Raw genomic sequence first — 23,271 nt, 5'->3', positions numbered from 1 at the left:
CGATCGGAAACAATCGAGAACGCGAAAAACGCCCGGCCGAAAAGCTTCGGCCGGGCGTTTCTTCGTGAAATCTACCGACTCACACGTCGTAGTAGAGCGAGAACTCGTACGGGTGCGGACGCAGGTTGACCGGAGCGATCTCCTGCTCACGCTTGAGCGAAATCCACGTCTCGATGAGGTCGGTGGTGAAGACGCCACCCTCGGTGAGGTAGTCGTGGTCGGCCTCGAGACGGTCGATGACCGCGTTCAGCGAGGTGGGTGCCTGAGGAATGTTCTTGGCTTCCTCGGGCGGCAACTCGTAGAGGTCCTTGTCGACCGGAGCCATCGGCTCGATCTTGTTCTTGATTCCGTCGAGGCCCGCCATCATCTGAGCGGCGAAGTTCAGGTACGGGTTACCCGAGGAGTCCGGCGCGCGGAACTCGAGGCGCTTGGCCTTCGGGTTGTTGCCGGTGATCGGGATACGCACCGCGGCGGAGCGGTTGCGCTGGCTGTAGACCAAGTTGATGGGAGCTTCGTAGCCCGGCACCAAACGGTGGTACGAGTTGATCGTCGGGTTGGTGAAGGCCAACAGCGACGGAGCGTGGTGCAGAATGCCGCCGATGTAGTGACGTGCCAGATCGGACAGTCCGGCGTATCCGGCCTCGTCGTGGAAGAGGGGCTTGCCGTCTTTCCACAGCGACTGGTGCACGTGCATGCCCGAGCCGTTGTCTCCGAACAGGGGCTTCGGCATGAACGTCGCGGACTTGCCGTTCTTCCATGCGGTGTTCTTGACGATGTACTTGAAGAGCTGCAGATCGTCGGCCGCGCGGAGCAGCGTGTTGAACTTGTAGTTGATCTCCTGCTGACCGCCGGTGCCGACCTCGTGGTGGGCACGCTCGAGCTCGAAGCCTGCGTTCTGCAGGTTGGTCGAGATCTCGTCACGCAGGTCGACGTAGTGGTCGTACGGTGCGACGGGGAAGTAGCCACCCTTGTAGCGGACCTTGTAGCCGAGGTTCGGTCCACCGTCGGCCTCGGTCTCGGCTCCGGTGTTCCACCAACCCGAGGACGAGTCGAGCTCGTAGAACGCGCCGTTGGCCTGCGAGTCGAAGCGCACGGAGTCGAAGATGTAGAACTCGGCCTCGGCACCGAAGAATGCGGTGTCGGCGATGCCGGTGCTGGCCAAGTACTCCTCGGCCTTGCGCGCAACGTTGCGCGGGTCGCGGCTGTACGCCTCACGCGTGAACGGGTCGTGGACGAAGAAGTCCATGTTGAGGGTCTTCGCGTTGCGGAACGGGTCGATCTGAGCGGTGGCGTAGTCCGGCAGCAGGATCATGTCGGACTCGTGGATCGACTGGAAGCCGCGGACGGACGAGCCGTCGAACGCGAGGCCGTCTTCCAGGGTGTCGGCCGTGAACGCCTTGGCAGCGATGGAGAAGTGCTGCTGTGCACCCGGCAGATCCGTGAATCGGATGTCGACGTATTCGATTCCTTCATCTGCGATGAACTTGATGACCTCTTGGGCCGTGGAAAACGCCACGCTTTTGCTCCTTAGTTGAGTCCGTCGAACTGACGGTATGGACTCGGTGTTGCCCGCCCGTCAAGCTCGTGTTTCGCCCGTGTTACACGTCGTGGTTCACGGTTGGCACGAACAACAGTACGTCCACCCGTTTTTCCGTGTGCCCGACCGCGCCTATCCTGGAAATCATGGCACGAATGACAGGGTCCTGGTTGTCCGGACCGGCGGCCGCGAACCCACGACCGCCGCAGAACTTCCGTGGGGAACAACTCGGTCTGCCCGCGCGGGGCGTCGGCGCACTCGCCGGAACCGGTCGTAGAGTCCTGGCGTTGCTGCTGGACTGGACGATGGCCACCGGTGTGGCGTCGCTGATTCTCGGCGGTTACACCACCAGCGGACTGATCTCGACGATCGTGCTGGCCGTGTGGTTCGTCGTAGGAATCGCGAGCGTCTCGCTGTTCTCGTTCACCCCGGGGCAGTTCATCGTGGGAGTACAGGTGGGACGCATCGACGCCCATGCGCGAGTCGGTTTCGTCCGGGCATTGGTGCGGCAGCTCATTCTGCTGTTCGTCGTCCCGGCCGTGATCACCGACATGGACGGCCGGGGAATGCACGACCGCGCAACGGGAACAGCCCTGCTGCGGACCCGCTGAGGGGTCGACGCACCAGGGCTGTCGGTCGAAATACGGGTCAGCGACGCTTCATGGTCCGCTGAACGCCCTTCATCTTGGCCCCACCGGGAATCGGTCCCTTGGGCATTGCCGGGCCACCCTTGGTTCCCAACGCGGCCAGCCGGGACTCGATGGTGTCCATCCGCTTGCCGTCGATGTTCTTCGGCAGCTTCGACAGGTACTTCTGCAGACCCGACAGTGGAATCTGGTTCTCCCCGTTGCCGACGATGATGTCGTAGATCGGAGTATCGCCCACCAGCCGGGCGGTCTTCTTCTTCTCCTGGGCCAGCAGGGTCTTCACACGCTGCGGCGCACCCTCGGCCACGAGTATCACTCCGGGCTTCCCGATCACCCGGTGCACGGCGTCGAGATGAGTGGTGCCTGCGATCGCATTGGTGACACGCCACGATCCCTGAAGATTGTCCAGGGCCCACGCCGCAGCACCGGCCTGACCGTCTGCCTTCTTGTACACGGACTTCTGAACCCGCCGGCCGAAGATGATGAACGCGACCAGCACGCCCAACAGGAGACCGATGGGGAGAAGGAACCACTGGAAGCCGAAGGCCAGACCGATCAGGAAGCCAATCAGCCCGAGACCGACCACCGCTCCGATCATGAGCGGAAGGAGAGCCTTGTCGTCCTTACGCTGCATCTGGAACGCCTGCCACAACTGGCTGCGCCGTTCCTTCGATGCCTGCTTGCGGGCTGCCTTGGCAGCCGCCTTTGCTTCCTTGCTGGGCTTTGCCGCTTTGCCAGCTTTACTGCCGTTCGCCATACTTCACAGGATACGGCCTGTGCCGACGCTCACGTGCATCGCGCCACGTCGAGCGGAGCGATCAGCGAGGAGCCAGCCGAGCCATCAACGAGCTGGCCTCCTGAGAAGCTTCGCCGCCGTCGGTGAGGTGGCTCATGCTCTCGGGCAGTTCGCGACCGTGGTGTGCCATGGCCTGCGCGTAGAGGCGTCCGGCGCGGTACGAGGAGCGGACCAACGGGCCGGCCAGCACGCCGGCGAACCCGACCTCGGTGGCGTAGTCGGAGTGCTCGACGAACTCCTCCGGCTTGACCCACCGCTCGACGGGGTGGTGCCGCGGTGACGGTCGCAGGTACTGGGTGATCGTCAGGATGTCGCAGCCCGCCTCGTGCAGGTCGCGAATCGCTTCCTGGACTTCCTCGGGAGTCTCGCCCATGCCGAGAATGAGATTCGACTTGGTGACCAGACCGTCGTCACGCGCTGCGGTGATGACGTCCATCGACCGCTGGTACCGGAATGCGGGACGGATGCGCTTGAAGATGCGCGGCACGGTCTCGACGTTGTGGGCCAACACCTCCGGGCGGGAGGAGAACACCTCGGCCAGCTGATCGGGCTTGGCGTTGAAGTCGGGGATCAGCAGCTCGACGCCGGTGTTGGGGTTGAGCTTCTTGATGTACCGGACGGTCTCTGCGTACAGCCACGCACCACCGTCTTCGAGGTCGTCGCGGGCGACTCCGGTGATCGTGGAGTAGCGAAGGCCCATGGCCTGCACACTCTCCGCCACGCGGCGAGGCTCGTCGCGATCGAGATCCTCGGGCTTGCCGGTATCGATCTGGCAGAAATCGCATCGACGGGTGCATTGTTCGCCGCCGATGAGGAAGGTCGCCTCGCGATCTTCCCAGCATTCGTAGATATTCGGGCAGCCGGCTTCCTCGCACACCGTGTGCAGACCCTCACGCTTCACAAGACCTTTGAGCTCGGTGTATTCCGGGCCCATCTTGGCTTTGGTCTTGATCCAGTTGGGTTTGCGTTCGATGGGGGTCTCCGCGTTTCGGATCTCGAGGCGGAGCAGCTTGCGTCCTTCTGGGGCCACAGTCACGCCAGCAATGCTACGCGCCGAACCGAACCGTCGTGAATTGCGGGTTCACCGTCGCGGTGGTGATCTCCGGGTGCTCGAGCTCGTGCTCTCTGACCGGCATCGATCCGTCCAACGCGGCCAGAACTGCCGTCGTGACCGACTCGAGTACGTCGGCGACCGGGACGTCTCGCCCCAGCTCGAGCGACAGCGACGTCACACCGGCGTCGGCGATTCCGCACGGCACGATCGCGTCGAAACCCGTCATCGCCGAATTGCAGTTGAGGGAGAAGCCGTGCAGGGTCACGCCGCGCTGAACTCGCACGCCGATGGCCGCGATCTTGCGTTCGGGTAGAAGCACGCCGGCGCGAACCTCGGACGCGAGCCACACCCCGGACCTGCCGTCCACCCGCCCGCACGCGATGCCGTGATCGGACACCACGGAAATCAGCGCTTCCTCGATCCGGCGGACGTACTTGACGACATCGATCGGCTGCGCCAGCGCGACGATGGGGTAGCCGACCAGCTGGCCCGGCCCGTGCCAGGTGATCTTGCCGCCGCGGTCCACTTCGACCACAGGGGTACCGTCGCGCGGCATGTCTTCTTCCGAGGTGCGCCGCCCCGCGGTGTACACGGAAGGGTGCTCGAGCAATAGCAACGTATCCGGGCCCCGATTGTCGGCGCGGGCGTCGGCCAGTTCCCGCTGGAGAGCCCACGCCTGGGTGTACTCGACGGTGCCCAGCTCTCGCACGACGACCGGTTCGCTGCTGGCCCGGGCCGAGTCGGTGCCGGTGGCCGGAATCGACGGTGCGTTCACGTCACTCATGAACCGAGACGCTACGCCGGGTCATGAGCCGACAGCCACCCGCAGTGCCTCGCCCACGGTGTTGTGCTCGAAGGTGTAGCCGGCGTCCTCGAGTGCCTTGGGAATGGCTCGCGGCCCGGTCAGGATCGCCTCCTCGGCAAATTCACCGATGACCGCTTTCAGGGCGAATCCGGGCACCACCCACGGGGCCGGACGATGCACCGCTCGCGACATCGCGCTGTTGAACTGGGCGTTGGTCACCGGAGTCGGCCCCACCATGTTGACCGGTCCGCGCAGCGAGTCGTTCTCGATACCGTGCACGATGGCACCGATTTCGTCTTCCAACGAAATCCACGGGAAGTACTGTCGCCCACTGCCCAATCGACCACCGAGCGCGAACAGGTACAGCGGGCGCAGCTTGCCCAGCATGCCGCCGCGCTGCGACAGCACCACACCGCTGCGCAACAGAATCGTGCGAACACCTGCCTCCGACGCCGCAGCCGTAGCGTTCTCCCAATCGCGGCACACCTCGGCGAGAAATCCGTCTCCTACCGGAGCGGTCTCGTCGACCACGCGGTCGCCGGTGTCACCGTAGAAATTGACGCCGCTGGCATTGATCAGGGTGGGGACACCCGCGTCGGCCGCAGCCGACGCGATCACCTCGGTGGGCGCTATGCGGCTGTCGCGCACCAGCTGCTTGTACGCACCGGACCATCTTTTGTCGCCGATACCGACACCACACAGATTGACGACCGCATCGGCACCGGCCAGCACAGCGGGGTCGATACTGCCGTGCGACGGGTCCCACTGCGACTCGTCCGGTCCCGCCGGTGAGCGTCTGACCAGTCTGGTGACGTCGTGGCTGCGGCCGCGTAAGGCTGCAACGAGAGCTGTGCCGATCAAGCCTGAAGAACCTGCAATGACTACGCGCATGTGAACGAAAGCCTCCTTGACGCACTCCGGGGCACCATTCGCGAACGAATGATGCCCCGGATGCTCTGTCCGTGCCCCTGGTGAACGAGACCCCGATGCGAATGTTTCGCGCTCCTACGAGAATACGTGGCGCGACACTCGCCGGTTGTCTACAGACCCAGATCGGCCTCGAACGATGCCACTTCGAGACGCTGCTTGATGGTCGTCAGGAAGCGTCCTGCGTCGGCTCCGTCCACCAACCGGTGGTCGTAGGTGAGCGGCAGGTAGCACATCGAGCGAACACCGATCGACTCGTTGCCCGAGTCGTCCTTGACGACGACGGGACGCTTGACGATCGCACCCGTACCCAGCATGGCCGCCTGCGGCGGAACCAGGATCGGGGTGTCGAACAGCGCGCCCTGGCTGCCGATGTTGGTGATCGTGAACGTGCCACCGGACAGCTCGTCGGGCTTGAGCCCACCCGAACGGGCGCGAGTGGCGATGTCGTTGATCGCGCGTGCCAGTCCGGCCAGCGACAGGTCGCCGGCATTGTGGATGACGGGGGAGAGCAGGCCCTGCTCGGTGTCCACCGCGATACCCAGGTGGACATCGGCGTGGTACGTGATCTCCTTCGCGTCCTCGTTGATGCTGGCGTTGACGTTCGGGTGAGCCTTGAGTGCCTCCACGACCGCCTTCGCGAAGAACGGCAGGTACGTCAGGTTGACGCCCTCGTTCTCGGCGAACTTCGCCTTCGCCTTGGTGCGCAGGCCGGCGATCTTCGTCACGTCGACCTCGAAGGTCTGCGTCAGCTGAGCAGAAGTCTGCAGCGACTCACGCGTCTTCTTCGCGGTGATCTGACGAATTCGGTTGATCTTCTGCGTGGTGCCGCGCAGGTGTGCGAGCTCGGGACGAACTCCCGCGGTCGCCGGTGCTGCGGGCTTCGACGCTGCGGCGGGTGCGGCGGCCTCGGCCGGAGCAGCGGGAGCCTTCTTGGCCTCGGCTGCAGCGAGAACGTCCTGCTTGCGGATGCGTCCACCCACGCCGGTGCCCTTGACGGACGACAGATCGACGTCGTTGTCCGACGCCAACTTGCGGACCAGAGGAGTGACGTACGGGCTCGAATCGCCCGACGGTGCCGATTCCTTGGCGGGAGCGGCCTTGGGAGCCTCCTGCTTCGGTTCGGGCTTCGGCTCGGCCTTGGGGGCTTCCTGCTTCGGCTCGGGCTTCGGCTCTTCCTTGGGCTCTTCGGCCTTCGGGGCCTCGGGCTCCGGAGTTGCCTCGGGCTCGGGGGCCTTCTCGGCGGGCGAGCCGGAGCCGATGACTGCGAGCTGGCCGCCGACGGCCACGGTGTCGTCTTCCTCGGCGGAGATCTCGAGCAGGGTGCCTGCGACCGGAGACGGAATCTCGGTGTCGACCTTGTCCGTGGACACCTCGAGAAGCGGCTCGTCCACTGCAACCTCGTCGCCGACGGCCTTGAGCCAGCGAGTCACGGTGCCCTCGGTGACGGACTCACCCAACTCGGGCATCGTCACCGGGGTGCCGGATCCGGACGAGTCGGAGGAGCTGGACGAGGCACTTGCTGCGGGAGCTTCCTGCTCGGCCTGCGGCTCGGGCTCGGCTGCGGGAGTGGGCTCCTCGGCAGGCTCCTCCGGTGCCGACTCCTCGGCGGGAGCGGCGTCCTCGGCCGGCGCGTCGGACGAGGAAGACTCGTCCGCGTCACCGATCTGAGCGAGCTCGCCACCGATCTCGACGGTGTCGTCTTCCTGAGCGACGATCTTGGTGAGAACACCGGCAGCAGGCGACGGGATCTCGGTATCGACCTTGTCCGTGGAGACTTCGAGCAATGGCTCGTCGACTTCGACGGTGTCGCCTTCTTGTTTGAGCCACCTCGTGACAGTTCCCTCGGTGACACTCTCACCGAGAGCTGGCATCTGGACGGAGAAGGCCATGTCTGTTGACTCCTCGACAGTTGTATGCGGGTGATGTAGTTCTTACGACTTGTGGTCGCAGACCATTGTGCTGGCGGAACAGGGTTCATGGACGAGAGTTGGGTGATTCGGTTCGACGGAGGCACCGGTGCGATCGACACTCACCGAGCACGTTCGGCTCGATCCAGCGCCCACGTCGACACTCCCTCTCGGCAACTCACTTACTCACTTCACGAGCCTTGGTTCACAATCAAGAGAGCTGAACCCTCTAATGTCATCCTTCCATTGATGTCGCCTCGCCGTTCCCCTAGGGCGTGCAACACGCCTGTCGAACTGGTGGGTAACAAAGATCCGGCACCGAAACTCGGACTTCGCCGGCCGTACGAAAGAGGAGTTCGCGTGGGATTGTTCGATCGATTCAAGTCGAGCGGCGGGGGCGCGAAACGGGCACCCGAGGGCTCGGTTGCCCAGTACCTGGCCGATTGGACCTCGGCGCGAATCGGCGTCGAGGCCTACGTGGAACCGAAAACGACGGTCACGCCGCTGACGGTGGTTCTGGTCGCGAACGACGGTGAGTGGACGCGTCGACCACTCGATGAAAAATATGTACGAAAGATCGGATCGGACCTGAAGATTCCGGTGTACGACGTCCGCAAGACGGGCTATCCGCAGCGGATGCGTGATCACGACGCTCGGCAGAAGATCGTTCGGCAGCGCGAACAACAGCAGCGCGACAGCTGACGCCGTCCGTGCGCGAGGGCCTGGGGCCTCGCGCACGGACGGGAGACGATCAACCGTTGTCGGCGATGTCCTCGAGAACCGCGAACATGGTTCGGACCGGAACCCCGGTGCCGCCCTTGCCGGTGTAGCCGAACGGACCACCGGTGTTGTACGCCGGGCCGGCAACGTCGATGTGAGCCCATTCCACGCCGTCGGCGACGAATTCCTTCAGGAACAGAGCAGCGGCGAGCATGCCACCTGCTCGACCGTTGGTGACGTTCGCGAGATCTGCGACCTTGGAGTCGAGTTCGCGGCGAATCTCCTTCGGCAACGGCATGGCCCATCCGTTCTCGCCGATCGCCTGCGAGATTGCTGCGACGCGGTCGCGGAAGTCGTCGGTACCCATCACGCCGGGAGTCCTGTTGCCGAGTGCGACGACCTGAGCGCCCGTCAGCGTCGCGGTGTCGATCAGGTAGTCCGGATCGTCCTCGCAGGCCCGCACGATCGCGTCGGCGAGCACCAAGCGGCCCTCGGCGTCGGTGTTGATCACCTCGACGGTGATGCCGCCGTACTGGGTGAGCACATCGCCGGGGCGCTGAGCGGTGCCCGACGGCATGTTCTCCGCCATCGGGACGGTGGCGATGACGTCGAGCGGCAGACCGACCTTGGCGGCGAGCACCACCGTGGCGATGACCGCTGCCGCACCGCCCATGTCCGAGGTCATGTTCTCCATGCCGGCAGCCGGCTTGATGGAGATGCCGCCGGTGTCGAACGTGATTCCCTTACCGACGAGAGCAACCTTCTTCGCGCCGCGTTTGCCTCCCGAGTGCGTCAGGCGCACGAGCCGAGGCAGTCGGGACGATCCCTTGCCCACTCCGTGAATGCCGCCGTAGCCACCCTTCTCGAGGGCTTTGTCGTCGAGAATCTCGACCTCGAGGCCGGCCGCCTTGCCCAGCGCCTTGGCCTGAGCCGCGAACTCTTCCGGGTAGAGATGGCTGGGCGGAGTGTTGACGAAATCCCTTGCGACAGCCACTGATTCGGCAATCGCGATCGACCTCTCCAATTCGCGCTTGGCATCTTTGGAGCGAGTGTCGGGCACCAACAACTCGATCCGAGTCACCGGAAGCGCAGACGGCTTCGGTGCCGAGAGAGCCGACTTGAACTCGGCGAACTGGTACGCGCCGAGGAAGAAGCCCTCGGCAGCCGCACCCAGATCGAGCGCCGAGAGCGTCGTGGCCGCCGTCTCGACACCGGACAGCGCGCGAGCCGCGGTGCCGGCCGAGTGACGAATGCGTTCACTGTCGATGTCGGCGGCGTTGCCGAGGCCCACGGCCAACACACTCGCCACGGCCAGGCCGGCCGGAGCCGGAATACGCACCACTTCGTCGGCCTTGCCGGTGGCACCGACGGCTTCGAACGCGTCGAGCAATTCGGTGGCGATCGCATCGTCGGAAATGTCGTCGGTGATGGAGAGTTCGAGGCCGTCGTCACTCGTGCTCAATGCGACGACGAGTACGTCGACTTTCTTACCGAGCTTGCCCGCGAGAACCAGGTCGGGTCCGAGAGTGCGGGTGAGCGTCGAGGGGGAAGGCACGTGGCTGCTCCTGTAGGGGTTGACGTGTATGTCCCTCGATCCTAATGACGGTCGGCGGCGTCGACGATCGAGGGACGCACCGGGGCGACCGACCTGAGACGCTCCGCGAGGTGAGCTAGCGTGGCCGCCATGACCGACACCGAGTTGATCGAAGGACCACTCCACGCCGTGCACACCGAACTCGGCGCGACGTTCGCACCGTTCGGTGGATGGACCATGCCGGTCTCGTACGCCGGCGTCGTCGTCGAGCACGCGGCAGTGCGTGAAACGGTGGGTCTGTTCGACGTCGGCCACCTCGGCAAGGCGTCGGTGACCGGCCCCGGGGCCGCCGCATTCGTGAACTCCGTCCTCACCAACGACCTGACCAGAATCGAACCGGGCAAAGCGCAATACACGCTGTGCTGCACCGAGTCCGGTGGCGTCGTCGACGACCTGATCGCCTACTTCGTCTCCGACGAGGACGTGTTTCTGGTACCCAATGCTGCGAACACGGCAGCTGTGGTCGAGGCGATGGCTGCCGCTGCCCCCGCCGGGGTCTCGGTGGTGAACCGGCACCGCGAGTTCGGAGTGCTGGCCGTGCAGGGGCCGAAGGCGTCCGAGGTTCTGCAGGAACTGGGTCTACCGACCGATATGGACTACATGGCATTCGAGGACGCCACCTGGAACTCGCTGCCTGTCCGGGTCTGCCGCACGGGTTACACCGGCGAACAGGGCTACGAGCTGATCCCGTCTGCCGACGACGTGAAACCGTTGTTCCTGGCGCTGCTGGCTGCGGTGCGGTCTCGGGACGGTCAGGTGTGCGGGCTCGGAGCGCGCGACACGCTGCGCACCGAAATGGGGTACCCGCTGCACGGACACGAACTGGCGCAGGACATCTCGCCCCTCGAAGCACGATGCGGCTGGGCGATCGGGTGGAACAAGGACTCGTTCTGGGGCAAGGACGCATTGACCGCCCAGAAGGCAGACGGTCCGGCACGGATTCTGCGCGGGCTCAAAGCTCTCGATCGCGGCGTTCTACGCCCCGGTCTCACGGTGCGCGCGTCGGGACGCGATCTCGGAACGACGACCTCCGGCACTTTCTCGCCCACTCTCAAGGTCGGTATCGCCCTTGCACTCCTCGACGCGCAGGCCGCTCCCGCGGTGGGTTCGGAGGTCGAGGTCGACGTTCGGGGCCGCGCCCTGCGCTGCGAAGTGGTCGCACCGCCGTTCGTCGTCGCCAAGACCAGGTGACCGCGTGAGACCGCCACGAACCCCACGATAGGATTCCCGGCATGACAGGTGTTTCCGAATTCACGTACGTGCAGCATCCTTCGCCCGCAACCTCCGCGGCGCGTGACGTGGTACTCGCTGCGCCCGGATTCGGAAAGCACTTCACCGACCACATGGTGAGCATCGACTACACCCGCGACGGCGGCTGGCACGATGCGAGGATCACCCCGTACGGTCCGATCGAGCTCGACCCCGCGGCGATGGTCCTGCACTACGGCCAAGCGATCTTCGAGGGCCTGAAGGTCTACCGCCAGCCCAACGGCGATCTGTCCACCTTCCGGGTGCAGTCCAACGCCGAACGATTCCGTACCTCGGCGAAGCGGCTTGCCATGCCCGAGATGCCGGACGACTTGTTCATCGGCTCTATCGAGAAGTTGCTCGAGCTCGATCACGAGTGGGTCCCGGCGGCGGGCGGCGAGGACGCGCTCTATCTGCGGCCCTACATGTTCTCCACCGAAGCCGGTCTGGGTGTGCGCCCCGCCGACGCGTATCGCTACATGCTGATCGCCTCACCCGCAGGCGCGTACTTCCCACGTGGCGTCAAACCGGTGAGCGTGTGGTTGTCCACCGAATACGTCCGGGCAGCACCGGGTGGCACCGGTGCCGCGAAGTTCGCAGGCAACTACGCCGCCTCCCTCCTCGCGCAGGCGCAGGCCAGCGACGAGGGCTGCGATCAGGTGGTCTGGCTCGACGCCACCGAGCGCCGCTACGTCGAGGAGATGGGCGGCATGAACCTGTTCTTCGTCTTCGGCTCGGGTTCCGACGCCCGGTTGGTGACGCCCTCGCTGTCCGGGTCCTTGCTCCCCGGAATCACGCGCGACTCGCTGTTGGCCTTGGCGACGGACTCCGGCATCCCCGTCGAAGAACGACGGATCTCCACCGACGAGTGGCGCAAGGGTGCCGAAGCGGGCGAGATCACCGAAGTGTTCGCTTGTGGCACAGCAGCTGTCATCACCCCGGTGGGCAGCGTCAAATCCACCGACGGTTCTTTCGAGATCGTAGGCGGAGAACCCGGTGAGATCACGCTCGCACTGCGAGACACCCTCACCGGCATCCAGCGCGGCACCTTCGCCGATACCCACGGCTGGATGACCAAGCTCCGCTGATCAGCTGCCGATCAACAGGCCCACCGCGGCCGACGCCGTGGTGGTCTCGATCGCGGCACCGAGAACATCGCCCGAGAGGCCACCGAAGCGTCGGACGCAGTGTCGAACGGCAAACACCGACAGTGTCAGGACCGCGACGACGACCAGCGGCCCTTGCCAGGGTCGATCGGGGTGCGCGAAGACCGACGCAGCTGCTGCCGCAATCACCCACAGCGTCAGGACGGCGTTGGACTGCGTTCCGGCCACGAGCGCACCGAAGCCGCCCGACGTCGATGCGTCGATTCCCTTGCGGCAGGCCAGGACTGCCGCCACCCGGGCAGTCACCGCAACCACGACGACAGCCCACCACAGTCGCTCCTGCGCGAGTTGACCCAGACTCGCGGCCTGAATCGCCGACGTCAGAGCGATGGCCGCCACCCCGAACGGTCCGGCACTACCGGACTTCATGACCTCGCGCGCACGTTCGGGCGGGCCGTAACAGCCGAGCCCATCGGCGGTGTCGGCCAACCCGTCGATGTGCATCCCGCGCGTCAGCAGCGCGGCGGCGGCAACGGCGATGAGGCCGCACAGGATTGCCGACAACCCGGCAACCGTCGTCGCCCACAGCAGTGCCGCACACACGCACCCGAGGACGAGACCGACCAGGGGAGCGTGCGCTATCGCGCGACCGGCGCGGACCCTGTCGACCTGCGACGGTCCACGCACGGGCAGCACCGTCAACCACGAGAACGCGAGCACCAGACCCTCGGCCCGCAGCCTCACGGTCAGCGGACTTCGGGGTCGCCGGTGCTGACGCCGGCGTCGGCGAACGTCGCCATCGAATTCAACGTGTCGACTCCTGCACGAACGAGCGGCAACGCCGCCAACGCGCCGGAGCCTTCACCGAGTCGCATCGACAGCTCCACCAACGGCTCGAGTCGCAAGTGCCGCAAGGCAAGTGAATGGGCGGGCTCGGCCGAACGATGCCCGGCGACCCACCAGGCGCTGGCACCGGCCGCACCGTCCTCCGCCACCAGTGCTGCTGCTGTGACGACGAGACCGTCCAGGATCACCGGGGTACGCCGATGCGCCGCCTGCGCGAGGAAGCCGGCGAGGGCAGCGATGTCGGCGCCACCGGCCACCCGCAGCAGGTCGCTGGGATTCTTGGCGACCGGCCGAGCCCGCCGCATCGCGTCCCGGATCGCAGCGGTCTTCCTGATCCACCCGGCGTCGTCTATTCCGGTGCCGCGGCCGACGGCAGCGACCGGTTCGGTATCGGTGAGGGTGGCGATCAATACGGTTGCGGGCGTGGTGTTTCCGATGCCCATGTCGCCTGCGACGAGAAGGTCCGCACCGGCGTCGACCTCCTCGTCCGCGATGGCAGCGCCGGCGGCGACGGCGGCGCGCACCTCGTCCTCGCTCAGTGCGTCCTCGCGGTCGATGGAACCACTCGAGCGCCGAATCTTGAAGGCGGACACCGACGGATCGGTGTCGGCGTCGACAGCGATGTCGACCACCCGAACAGTGGCCCCGGCGATGGTCGCGAGGACGTTGACCGCAGCACCGCCCGCGCGAATGTTCTCGACCATCTGCGCCGTGACCTCGGGCGGGTAGGCGGACACTCCATGAGCGGCGACGCCGTGGTCGCCGGCGAAGACGACGACACGGACGCGCTCGAAGGACTTCGGCGGACTGACGTCTTGGCAGGCGGCGATCCACTCGCCGAGCGTCTCGAGACGGCCGAGGCTACCGGCCGGCTTGGTCAACCGACCTTGCCGCTCGGCAGCTTCGTACCGCGCGGAATCGGACGGCGAGGGCACCGGTCGAAACGGTGATGGTGCCGGAATCTCGTCCACAGGAGTTGTCACACTGGGCCTTTCGCGGTCAGGGAATCCGCCGGTGGTTCTTTGAGGGTCAGCGCGAGGCCCGCGACGACCAGCAGAACCCTGTCACACACGTGCGCGAGACGCGCATTGAGGACACCGAGCTCGTCACGGAACAGTCGACCCGAACGCGACTCGGGAACCACGGACATGCCGACCTCGGGGCTGACGATCACGAGAGTCGACCTGCAGTCCGAGACCGCCGCGACCAAGTCGTCCACGGCCGGAGCGATCGTCCCGCGAGGCAGGTCCCAGGCCGCTGCGTCGTCGAGCATTCCCGTCAGCCAGGTGCCCAGATCGTCGACCATCGTGGTGCCGCCCCAGCGCTGAGCCACCACCGCCGCCAGCCCGGTGACGGTTTCGACCGTGGTCCACTCAGGCGGACGCGACGCACGATGGAGTTCGATGCGCTGCTGCCAGTCTTCGTCGGACGCATCGCGCTGTCCGGTCGCGACGTAACGGACCGGGCGGGTCGTGACCAACGATTCCGCGTGCGCGGACTTACCGGATCTGGCTCCGCCGAGGACGAGCGTTCGAGACGGCACGGCCACCGACGTCAGACGGCCTCGCCGGCGCTCACTCGCGGCTTGGGGGCACGCATCTTCCGAATCTGCGACGCCCGTACGAAGGCGTACCAGCCGATCTTGAAGCCGCCGTCGGGAGTGTCGGGGAACCGGACGCGAATGCGGTTGTTGATCATCTTGCCGAGATAGATGCCCTCGCCGACCATGAACAGCATCATCACGAACATGCCGAGAGTGACGTACTGCTGTACCTGCGGCTGCAGGAACAGCGCAAAGATGAGAATGAGAGCGAGCGGCATGAACAAGCCGACAAGATTGCGCCGCGCATCGACGATGTCGCGAACGTAGGCACGCACCGGGCCCTTGTCACGAGGCAGCAGATACTTGTCGTCGCCCGCAAGCATGCGCGCCCGACGCTCCGCAGCTGCTGCACGCCGTTCGTTCGAGGCAGCCTTACGGTCTTCCTTGCTGCCTTTGTTCGCCTTGCGGCGCTCTCGTGCCTCTTTGCTCGTCAGGGGAGCCGGAGCGACCGGCCCGCGGCGGCGGGCCTCGGCGTCACGGCGCTTGGGGGTCGGTCGGCCTTTGCCGAGAGACACCGGCGAGGTCGCCTCGCCGGCGGACACAGTCGACTCGGGCTCGTTCGAGTCCTGTCCGTCCGAATTGTCAGAGTTTCCACGGCGTAGCAGCTTCACGCAACCAGAGTATGGGATGAGCGGAGGTCCTCGAACACCGGCCAGGTCAGCGGCGCAGCACCGGATGCTGTTCGGGTACCGCGGTCCTACACTTCCGAGAATGCGAGTGATGATTGCGCCGGACTCCTTCGGGGACACCCTGACTGCCGCAGATGCAGCCGCCGCCATTGCCAGAGGATGGGCGGGCGTCCGGAGCGGTGACGAGCTGGAACTGGCACCCCAATCCGACGGTGGACCGGGGTTCGTCGAGGTACTGGCCTCGCGCATCGGCACAGTCCACGTCGCCGACGTGGACGGACCGCTCGGGACGCCGGTGCAGGCCCGCTGGCTGCTCGACGGCACGGTGGCGTACATCGAATCTGCTCAGGCCTGCGGGCTGCACCTCGTCGACGGTCCACTGACTCCGCAGTCGGCATTGAAGGCGAACAGCTACGGCGTCGGACAGCTGCTGAGCGAGGCGTTGAACAGTGGCGCCACGTCGATCGTCGTCGGACTCGGCGGGAGCAGTTGCACCGACGGTGGACGAGCGATGATCCGCGCACTCGGCGGGCTGGGGTCGGCAATCGAACGGTTCTCGGGAATCGACCTCGTCGCCGCGTCGGACGTGGAGAACCCCCTGCTCGGCGATGCCGGTGCTGCTCGGGTGTTCGGGCCGCAGAAGGGCGCCGACACCGAGACGGTCGAGCGACTCGAAGAACTGAACGCCGACTGGGCTGCCGTTCTGTCGGCTGCGGGCCACGATGTGGCAGACCGTCCCGGTGCGGGTGCCGCGGGCGGGATGGGGGCGGCCCTGTTCGCGCTCGGTGGCAGGCAGGTGCCGGGTGCTGCCGTCGTGGCGGAACGAACCGGTCAGCGGGAACTCCTGGACTCCGTCGACCTTGTGCTGACCGGCGAGGGAAAGTTCGATTCGCAGTCGCTGCGAGGCAAGTTGGTGACCAGAATCGCCGCTGCAGGCGGTGCCACCGGAATCGAGACCGTGGTGCTCGCCGGCCAGGTGACGTTGAGCAAGGACGACTTGGCGTCGGCCGGTATCTCGGCCGCTCACTCGATCAGCGAGTTCGCCGGGTCTGTGGAGGTGGCCATGACCGATGCGGCCAATCAGCTCGAGAAGCTGGCCGCGCACGTGGCGAGCAGTGCTGTTGCCGGGCCCTCGAACAGGGGCGGCGCGCGCAAGGAATAGAGCAACCCGGAGTACGGTTGAGTTTGTTCACGGGTTTGGTACGACTGATAGGGAGAGCCCATGACCGTTTCGAATGAGACCACAACGACCGAAACCACGGCGCACAAGGTCACCATGACGGAGACCGCTTCGGCCAAGGCCAAGGCGTTGCTGGATCAAGAGGGCCGCGACGACCTCGCGCTGCGCATTGCTGTACAGCCCGGTGGGTGTGCAGGACTGCGTTATCAGCTCTTCTTCGACGACCGAAGCCTCGACGGCGACCTCGCGGTCGACTTCGGCGGCGTCACCCTCGCAGTCGACCGGATGAGCGCTCCCTACGTGGAGGGTGCATCCATCGACTTCGTGGACACGATCGAGAAGCAGGGCTTCACGATCGACAACCCGAACGCGACCGGATCGTGCGCGTGCGGCGACTCGTTCAACTGAGCTGACTCGCTCTCGACTGTGACCGATACACGTATTCGTGTATCGGTCACAGTCGTGTCTGCTCGTCGGTCATCCAGAACTTCACTCCGAAAGGCTCTTCTTCGTGACTCTCGCGGTATCCGGCTCGATTGCAACCGACCATCTGATGCGATTCCCCGGTCGGTTCGCCGAGCAGATCGTCGCCGATCAGCTCGCGAACATTTCGCTGAGCTTCCTGGTGGACGACCTGGTCATCCGTAAAGGGGGAGTGGGCGGAAACATCGCCTACGCACTCGGGGTCCTCGGCGGCTCTCCGCTCCTCGTCGGAGCCGTGGGGCCGGACTTCGCCGAGTATCGGACCTGGCTCGAAGAGCACGGAGTCGACTGCAGTGGCGTCAGTGTGTCTGCCACCGCGCACACAGCACGCTTCGTCTGCACCACCGACGAGGACATGGCGCAGATCGCGTCGTTCTATCCCGGTGCCATGAGCGAAGCCCGCGACATCTCCATCGACGCGCTGGCCGCACAGCACGAGCTCGATCTCGTGCTGATCGGGGCCAACGATCCGGATGCGATGACCGCCCACACGGACCAGTGCCGCGCGGCAGGTGTTCCCTTTGCCGCCGACCCGTCCCAGCAACTCGCGCGACTCGACGCCGCACAGGCCACCGACCTGATCGACGGGGCGGCCTACCTGTTCACCAACGAATACGAATGGGCACTGCTCAAGCAGAAGACCGGGATGTCCGACGCCGATATCGCGGACAAGGTGGACCTGCGGGTCACCACGCTGGGCAAGCGGGGCGTGGATATCGTCGAAAAGGGCGGGAAGCATACCCACATCGGTGTCGTGCCCGAGACGAGCAAGGTCGATCCCACCGGAGTGGGCGACGGGTTCCGTGCCGGGTTCCTCACCGGCCACCTCGCCGGAGCGAGCATCGAACGAGCTGCTCAACTCGGTTCTCTGGTAGCCGTGCTGGTCCTCGAGACCACCGGAACGCAGGAATGGAGTCTCAACCGCGACGACGCGATCAAGCGCTTGAGCGCGGCGTACGGTGCCGAAGCCGGCGAGGAGATCGGCGCGTTGCTGCCCGCCTGAGTCTCAGGCTTACCGTGCCCGTCTCACCCATCCGCAGAGGATGGGTGAGACGGGCACGGTCGCCTCACGTCAGATGTTGACCGGGTACTCCGGTTCGGCGATCTGCGGCACGATGCGCTTCTCCACGAAGATCCCGTGCCACACCATGAAGATGAGCAGCGTCCACAGGCGACGGCTGTGATCCGATTTGCCTGCCCGATGGTCGTCGAGCATGGCGACGATGGCGGCCTTGTTCAGAAGGTGATCGGTCTGTGACTCGGCGATCTGCTGGTGAGCCCAGTCGAAGAGTTCGGTACCGCGCAGCCAGTGGCGCAGTGGCACCGGAAAACCGAGCTTGGCGCGGTGCAGAACATGACCGGGAACGATGCCTTCCAGCGCCTGGCGCAGCGCGTATTTGGTAGTGCTCTTGGTGATCTTCTGCTCCAGTGGCAACTTCTCTGCCACGCGATAGACCTCGGAATCGAGGAACGGGACGCGCAGCTCGAGCGAGTTCGCCATGGTGATCTTGTCGGCCTTGACCAGAATGTCGCCACGAAGCCAGGTGAACAGGTCCAAATGCTGCATACGAGCCACGGGATCCCACCCCTGCGACTGCGCGTAGATGGGCGCGGTGACGTCCTGATGCGTCCACTCCGAACGGAACTCACGCAGCACCGATCGCAACTGCGCGTCGTTGAAGCTGCGTGCGTTGCCGTAGTAGCGCTCCTCGAGGGTCATCGATCCTCGGTGCAGCAAGCTCTTGCCGCGCGTGCCTTCGGGAATGCGCTCGCTCAACGATCCGGCTGCGCGGCGTAGAAATGCGGGTAGAGACTCGAACGGCTTCAACGACAGCGGCTCGCGGTAGATGGTGTAGCCGCCGAACAGTTCGTCCGCACCCTCTCCGGACAGCACGACCTTGACGTGTTTGCGAGCTTCTTTGGCGACGAAGTAGAGCGGTACGAGCGCCGGATCGGCCACCGGGTCGTCCAGGTACCAGACGATCTCGGGAATGGACGCCGCGAACTCTTCCGGTCCGACCACTTTCACGATGTGCCGAGCACCTATCGCGGCTGCCGACTCCGCTGCAACGTCGACCTCGGAGTAACCCTCGCGCTCGAAGCCGGTCGTGAAGGTGATCAAGTTCGGATTGTGTCGAATCGCCAGTGCCGCGATGGCCGTGGAATCGATGCCGCCCGAGAGGAAGGAACCGACGGTCACGTCGGCTCGCATGTGCTTGGCGACCGAATCTTCGAGCGCCTCGGCAATCTCCTGGTAGCGAGCCTTCTCGCTGCCGGGAGCGAAAGGCTTCACCGGGAACGTCGGTGTGAAGTATCGGGTGATCTTCGGCGGCGTACCGGGGGAGAGGGTGGCGTAGCAACCCGACTCGAGCCGCCTGATCCCCGCGTGCAGCGTCTCCGGTTCCGGGACGTACTGAAGCACGGTGTAGTGCTCGATGGCCCGCGGGTCGAGGTCGAGATCGACGCCCAGCAGCTCCATCAGTTCGAGAACGCTCTTCTTCTCACTGCCGAACGCGGTTCCACCCGGGCCCGTGGCGTAGAACAACGGCTTGATGCCGAAGGGATCGCGCGCGATGAACATCTCGCGAGTCTCGGTGTCCCAGATGGCGAAGGCGAACATTCCTCGCAGACGTTGCACGGCGGAAGCGCCCCAGTAGTGAAATGCCGCGACGATCGACTCGCTGTCACCTTCGGTGGCGAATTCTGCACCGTGATCGCGCGCGAGCTCAGCACGCAACTCGAGGTAGTTGTAGATCTCGCCGTTGAACACCAACGCGTACCGGTCGGGTGAACCCGGAGGTCCCCACCGCATCGGCTGATGCGAGTGTTCGATGTCGATGAACGAGAGTCGATTGAAGCCGTATACGACGTCGTCGTCGTGCCAGGTGCCACCGGGCTCGTCCGGGCCTCGATGGCGCATGCAGTGAGTCGCCGAGCTCACCAGCTCGACGCCGGCGGCGGTCGTTCCGTGAGATGTCAGTACTCCGAGCAGTCCACACACAGCGTCTGCTACCTCTTCTCGCAGTTGGGGACAATGCCGGGGGCCGGATCTCCGCGTGTCGTCAGCGGGACGGTCGATCAGCAACCGAGTATGCCGCAGACACGCTCGAACCTAGGTAACGACCCAAGGGTGGCTCCGCGTCAGCTTTGGTCTACGCTGCGTAGTACTCGGGCATCTCCATGTGGAAGCCCTTATTCTTCAGTGGTGGGCAATCAGGAAGGCGTGAACGTGGCGCATAGTCGGATCCTTCGGCGAGCGGGGCTGACAGCATTTCTCGGTGTAGCCGCGTTGATGCTGTCGGGCTGTTCCATCAGCAGTGACAACGTACTCAATTTCGGTTTCGCCTCGGGCGTCACTCCGCAGGGACGACGCATCGGCGACCTGTGGACCTGGTCGGTCATCGCCGCCCTGGTCATGGGCATCGTCGTGTGGGTCTTGATCTTCTGGGTGGTGCTCTTCCACCGTAAGAAGAAGAGCTCCCCGGAGTTCCCGCGTCAGACCGCGTACAACGTTCCGCTCGAGCTGTTCTACACGGCGGTTCCGTTCGTGATCATCGCCGTGCTCTTCTACTTCACCGTCGTGGTGCAGAACTACGTCGACGAGAAGCAGGCAGATCCCGACGTCCAGGTCGACGTGACCGCATACCAGTGGAATTGGAAGTTCGGATACCGGACGATCGACCTCAAGGACGGTGCCGCCAAGTACGAGGGCACCGACGAAGAGGAGCAGGCCGCCGCAGAAGCCGCCGCAACTCCCGGCGAAGGCGCCGAGGGTAGCGAGGACGGCGAGTTCGTGCCCGGCGCGATCCACGGTGCCATTCCCCAGGATCTGTCCTACCTGCACTACAACAAGATCGAAACGGTCGGTTCCAGCGCCGAGATTCCGGTGCTCGTCCTTCCCACCGGAAAGCGCATCGAATTCGTGCTGGCATCCTCGGACGTCATCCACGGGTTCTGGGTTCCGGAGTTCTTGTTCAAGCGTGACGTTCTCCCCAACCCCGAGGAGAACCATTCCGACAACGTGTTCCAGATCAGCGAAATCGAGCGCGAAGGTTCGTTCGTCGGTCGATGCACGGAGATGTGCGGCACGTTCCACTCGATGATGAACTTCGAGGTTCGCGCCGTGTCCCCGGACAAGTTCGAGCAGTACATCGAGCTGCGCAAGCCGTTGTCCGAGGGTGGCGAAGCGCTGACCAACGCGCAGGCACTGGAAGCCATCGGCGAGAGCCCGCTCGCGACCAGCACCTCGCCGTTCGAGACCGATCGCACCGTCCGTACCGCCACCGTCGCCGAAGGCAACTGACCAAGGAAGCATGCTGATATGAAAATCGAAGCGAAGATCTTCGAGATCCTCACGGTCTTCTTCCTCCTGGTCGGCATCGTGTATGCGCTGTTCACAGGATTGAGCCGAACCGGCGTCGAGTGGGCAGGCGTCACGGCGATCTTCCTGTCGGTCGGCCTGACGCTGATCGTCGGAACGTACTTCCGATTCGTCGCGCGACGGCTCGACACTCGGCCCGAAGACTTCGACGACGCCGAGGTAAGTGACGGCGCAGGCGACCTGGGCTTTTTCAGCCCCGGCAGCTTCTGGCCGTTCGTGCTGGCCGTGGCGGCGTCGATCACCGCTCTGGGCTTTGCCTTCTTCCAGCCCTGGTTGATTGCTCTGGGCGTCGTGTGCGTCATCGCCTCGGCCGCTGGATTGGTCTTCGAGTACCACATCGGTGCCGAACGCCACTGACCTGTAGACACCCGAAAAGGGCCCCGATCGTTCACGAGAGCGATCGGGGCCCTTTTCTGTGCTGGAACGTGCACACCGGGGACATCGCTCGAGTGCAGGGGCATTCCGACCGGGTCAGCCGGCGGGGGTCGAGTGCTTTTCGGCCAGAACTGTGGCGAGCTGACCGATGCGTTCGCGAGCTGCGGCTGGTGTGAGTACTTCGATGTGATCGCCGAATTGAAGTAGTTGACGTACCGACTCGATATCGGGATAGCGGACGACGACGGTGCACCAGCCGTCTTTCGCGGCGGAGACCTCGTGGATGCGACCGGCGAGTACCCGTCGAGCCAGGTCGAGGCCTTTCTCCGGCAGGCGGACGGTGACGCTCACGTGACCTCGTCTCTCGGTGCGACCTTTCAACGCTGCCCATTTCGTGCGGAGGGTTTCCCCGGGTTGAACAGCAGCTGGTGCGGCGAGTTGTTCGTAGGTCGAGAGCCGTTCCAGCGCGAACAGTCGACCGTCTCCCTGGTCGTCGGCGACGAGATACCAGCGACCTGATTTCGCTACGATCCCGTACGGGTCGACCACCCGCGTCGAGGCCTGATTCTCGGCGCTACGCCGGTACTGGATTTGCAGTCGTCGTCGGCGTCGAAGTGTCGAGGCCAGGTCCGATACGTCGATCGCTGTTTCCGAGTCGGCGAACCATGCGGTGCTGTCGACCAGTACCAGGTCCGCCAGACCCAGCATGCCCGGTATATCCGGTGCCGCAGCCTGCCGGGCGGCGATCTTGCGCGCGGCCGACTCCCATACCGCAGACAGCCCCAAACGTTCGAGCTGCGCGCTGTCCAAACCGGCTATGGAGAGGGCCTCGAGTTCTGGTGGATCCAGATGGGATGCGTTGAGTCGTGCATTGGGGAGCAAGACAATCCCGCCGTTCCGTCCGCGTTCGGCATAGACGGGCACACCAGCCGCCGAGAGCGCCTCGACGTCTCGCGGCACAGTGCGCCGAGACACTTCCAGACGGTCGGAGAGCTCGGTAGTTGTCATGCGCTGACGGGTCTGTAGGAGCAGCAAGATATGCAGCAGCCTCGAAGCCTTCATGCGGACCGATGTTGGCAGAAAAAGGTGACAGGTTCTGTCGCGATGAGGCGATTGGATGGTTCGGTATCGATACGACATCCACTCGAGGAGCCCTCCATGCCTGCACCGAACCTGTTCTTGATCGGCGTCCGGGAGACCCAGGCCGCCACCGCCTTCTACAGCGACCTGTTCGAGATCGAACCGACTTTCACCAGTCCCCACTATGTTGCTTTCGACGTTGCCCCCGGTGTACTGCTCGCGTTATCGGTGGACGACCTCACGTGTCGGTCTGTGTACGACCTGACGTGTCGGTGTCCGGCAGGTTCATGATGCCGGTGCCTCCACTGGTGTGACAAGCCCTTGCCGGTCTTTGAGCCGGTAGCTGGGGC

General features: G+C 64.9%; 23 protein-coding genes. 10 read left to right on the top strand and 13 right to left on the bottom strand.

Annotated elements, in window-relative coordinates; translation table 11 throughout:
• Positions 1-79 precede the first annotated feature (79 nt).
• Positions 80-1,516: a type I glutamate--ammonia ligase gene (gene glnA / locus J1M81_RS13260; protein ID WP_027497406.1), complete on the bottom strand. Its 1,437-nt coding sequence runs from the start codon at positions 1,514-1,516 to the stop codon at positions 80-82.
• 167 nt (positions 1,517-1,683) lie between these two features.
• Here glnA and J1M81_RS13255 point away from each other — a divergent pair, with 167 nt between their 5' ends.
• On the top strand, positions 1,684-2,148 hold the full coding sequence (locus tag J1M81_RS13255) for an RDD family protein (RefSeq protein ID WP_032370280.1): 465 nt from the start codon (positions 1,684-1,686) through the stop codon (positions 2,146-2,148).
• Between the two features lie 37 nt (positions 2,149-2,185).
• Here the strand turns inward: J1M81_RS13255 and J1M81_RS13250 are convergent, their stop codons facing one another.
• The 5 genes from J1M81_RS13250 to sucB all read right to left on the bottom strand — a co-directional run bounded on the left by J1M81_RS13250 (position 2,186) and on the right by sucB (position 7,658).
• Positions 2,186-2,941, bottom strand: a complete 756-nt coding sequence (locus J1M81_RS13250; protein WP_027497404.1) for a DUF4191 domain-containing protein — start codon at positions 2,939-2,941, stop codon at positions 2,186-2,188.
• A 61-nt stretch (positions 2,942-3,002) separates the two neighbouring features.
• On the bottom strand, positions 3,003-4,016 hold the full coding sequence (lipA, locus tag J1M81_RS13245) for a lipoyl synthase (RefSeq protein ID WP_176456727.1): 1,014 nt from the start codon (positions 4,014-4,016) through the stop codon (positions 3,003-3,005).
• Between the two features lie 10 nt (positions 4,017-4,026).
• Entirely contained in the window at positions 4,027-4,818 is a 792-nt protein-coding gene (lipB, locus tag J1M81_RS13240) for a lipoyl(octanoyl) transferase LipB (RefSeq protein ID WP_032374374.1), read from the bottom strand.
• 21 nt (positions 4,819-4,839) lie between these two features.
• Complete coding sequence (locus tag J1M81_RS13235; RefSeq protein WP_032368125.1) at positions 4,840-5,730, bottom strand: TIGR01777 family oxidoreductase; 891 nt, start codon at positions 5,728-5,730, stop codon at positions 4,840-4,842.
• Between the two features lie 149 nt (positions 5,731-5,879).
• Positions 5,880-7,658: a 2-oxoglutarate dehydrogenase, E2 component, dihydrolipoamide succinyltransferase gene (gene sucB, locus J1M81_RS13230; protein ID WP_032374373.1), complete on the bottom strand. Its 1,779-nt coding sequence runs from the start codon at positions 7,656-7,658 to the stop codon at positions 5,880-5,882.
• A gap of 378 nt (positions 7,659-8,036) precedes the next feature.
• Here sucB and J1M81_RS13225 point away from each other — a divergent pair, with 378 nt between their 5' ends.
• On the top strand, positions 8,037-8,378 hold the full coding sequence (locus tag J1M81_RS13225; RefSeq protein ID WP_032368429.1) for a hypothetical protein: 342 nt from the start codon (positions 8,037-8,039) through the stop codon (positions 8,376-8,378).
• 49 nt (positions 8,379-8,427) lie between these two features.
• Here J1M81_RS13225 and J1M81_RS13220 read toward each other — a convergent pair whose 3' ends face one another.
• The gene (locus J1M81_RS13220; protein ID WP_032374372.1) at positions 8,428-9,951 is read right to left on the bottom strand and encodes a leucyl aminopeptidase; all 1,524 of its coding nucleotides are present in this window, start codon (positions 9,949-9,951) and stop codon (positions 8,428-8,430) included.
• 129 nt (positions 9,952-10,080) lie between these two features.
• Between J1M81_RS13220 and gcvT the strand changes: the two genes are divergently transcribed.
• Entirely contained in the window at positions 10,081-11,181 is a 1,101-nt protein-coding gene (gcvT, locus tag J1M81_RS13215) for a glycine cleavage system aminomethyltransferase GcvT (protein WP_032374548.1), read from the top strand.
• 41 nt (positions 11,182-11,222) lie between these two features.
• Entirely contained in the window at positions 11,223-12,326 is a 1,104-nt protein-coding gene (locus tag J1M81_RS13210; protein ID WP_206498160.1) for a branched-chain amino acid aminotransferase, read from the top strand.
• Here J1M81_RS13210 and J1M81_RS13205 read toward each other — a convergent pair whose 3' ends face one another.
• Genes J1M81_RS13205 through J1M81_RS13190 form a run of 4 tightly spaced genes read right to left on the bottom strand, consistent with a single transcriptional unit; the run spans position 12,327 to position 15,404 of the window.
• Positions 12,327-13,088 (bottom strand): adenosylcobinamide-GDP ribazoletransferase, encoded by a 762-nt coding sequence (locus J1M81_RS13205; RefSeq protein ID WP_206498159.1) that lies wholly within the window; start codon positions 13,086-13,088, stop codon positions 12,327-12,329.
• 2 nt (positions 13,089-13,090) lie between these two features.
• Positions 13,091-14,173, bottom strand: coding sequence for a nicotinate-nucleotide--dimethylbenzimidazole phosphoribosyltransferase (gene cobT / locus J1M81_RS13200; RefSeq protein WP_206498158.1), 1,083 nt, complete (start codon positions 14,171-14,173; stop codon positions 13,091-13,093).
• Positions 14,170-14,739, bottom strand: coding sequence for a bifunctional adenosylcobinamide kinase/adenosylcobinamide-phosphate guanylyltransferase (cobU, locus tag J1M81_RS13195; RefSeq protein ID WP_032387842.1), 570 nt, complete (start codon positions 14,737-14,739; stop codon positions 14,170-14,172). Before cobU ends, cobT begins: the two co-directional genes overlap by 4 nt.
• A 5-nt stretch (positions 14,740-14,744) precedes the next feature.
• Entirely contained in the window at positions 14,745-15,404 is a 660-nt protein-coding gene (locus tag J1M81_RS13190; protein ID WP_027497392.1) for a DUF3043 domain-containing protein, read from the bottom strand.
• Positions 15,405-15,504: 100 nt separating this feature from the next.
• Between J1M81_RS13190 and J1M81_RS13185 the strand changes: the two genes are divergently transcribed.
• The 3 genes from J1M81_RS13185 to J1M81_RS13175 all read left to right on the top strand — a co-directional run bounded on the left by J1M81_RS13185 (position 15,505) and on the right by J1M81_RS13175 (position 18,088).
• Complete coding sequence (locus J1M81_RS13185; protein WP_206498157.1) at positions 15,505-16,584, top strand: glycerate kinase; 1,080 nt, start codon at positions 15,505-15,507, stop codon at positions 16,582-16,584.
• 60 nt (positions 16,585-16,644) lie between these two features.
• Positions 16,645-17,010: an iron-sulfur cluster assembly accessory protein gene (locus tag J1M81_RS13180; protein ID WP_027497390.1), complete on the top strand. Its 366-nt coding sequence runs from the start codon at positions 16,645-16,647 to the stop codon at positions 17,008-17,010.
• A gap of 103 nt (positions 17,011-17,113) precedes the next feature.
• Positions 17,114-18,088, top strand: coding sequence for a carbohydrate kinase family protein (locus J1M81_RS13175; RefSeq protein ID WP_032374545.1), 975 nt, complete (start codon positions 17,114-17,116; stop codon positions 18,086-18,088).
• A 69-nt stretch (positions 18,089-18,157) separates the two neighbouring features.
• Here J1M81_RS13175 and asnB read toward each other — a convergent pair whose 3' ends face one another.
• Positions 18,158-20,086 (bottom strand): asparagine synthase (glutamine-hydrolyzing), encoded by a 1,929-nt coding sequence (asnB, locus tag J1M81_RS13170; RefSeq protein WP_027497388.1) that lies wholly within the window; start codon positions 20,084-20,086, stop codon positions 18,158-18,160.
• Positions 20,087-20,308: 222 nt separating this feature from the next.
• Between asnB and J1M81_RS13165 the strand changes: the two genes are divergently transcribed.
• Positions 20,309-21,388, top strand: a complete 1,080-nt coding sequence (locus J1M81_RS13165; protein ID WP_027497387.1) for a cytochrome c oxidase subunit II — start codon at positions 20,309-20,311, stop codon at positions 21,386-21,388.
• An 18-nt stretch (positions 21,389-21,406) separates the two neighbouring features.
• Positions 21,407-21,823: a cytochrome c oxidase subunit 4 gene (locus J1M81_RS13160; protein WP_027497386.1), complete on the top strand. Its 417-nt coding sequence runs from the start codon at positions 21,407-21,409 to the stop codon at positions 21,821-21,823.
• Positions 21,824-21,937: 114 nt separating this feature from the next.
• On the opposite strand, the gene J1M81_RS13155 is transcribed toward J1M81_RS13160, so the two are convergent.
• Positions 21,938-22,903, bottom strand: a complete 966-nt coding sequence (locus J1M81_RS13155) for a YafY family protein (RefSeq protein WP_032374367.1) — start codon at positions 22,901-22,903, stop codon at positions 21,938-21,940.
• 96 nt (positions 22,904-22,999) lie between these two features.
• Here J1M81_RS13155 and J1M81_RS13150 point away from each other — a divergent pair, with 96 nt between their 5' ends.
• Positions 23,000-23,212 carry a hypothetical protein gene (locus J1M81_RS13150; RefSeq protein WP_241258029.1) on the top strand — a complete coding sequence of 71 codons (213 nt, stop codon included), beginning with the start codon at positions 23,000-23,002 and terminating at the stop codon, positions 23,210-23,212.
• The last annotated feature ends 59 nt before the right edge of the window (positions 23,213-23,271 follow it).

The organism is Rhodococcus sp. KRD175, assembly GCF_017168275.1.
Taxonomy (GTDB): domain Bacteria; phylum Actinomycetota; class Actinomycetes; order Mycobacteriales; family Mycobacteriaceae; genus Rhodococcoides; species Rhodococcoides fascians.
The sequence above is the reverse complement of the archived record's forward strand: the minus strand, read 5'-3'. Positions and strand labels throughout refer to the sequence as shown.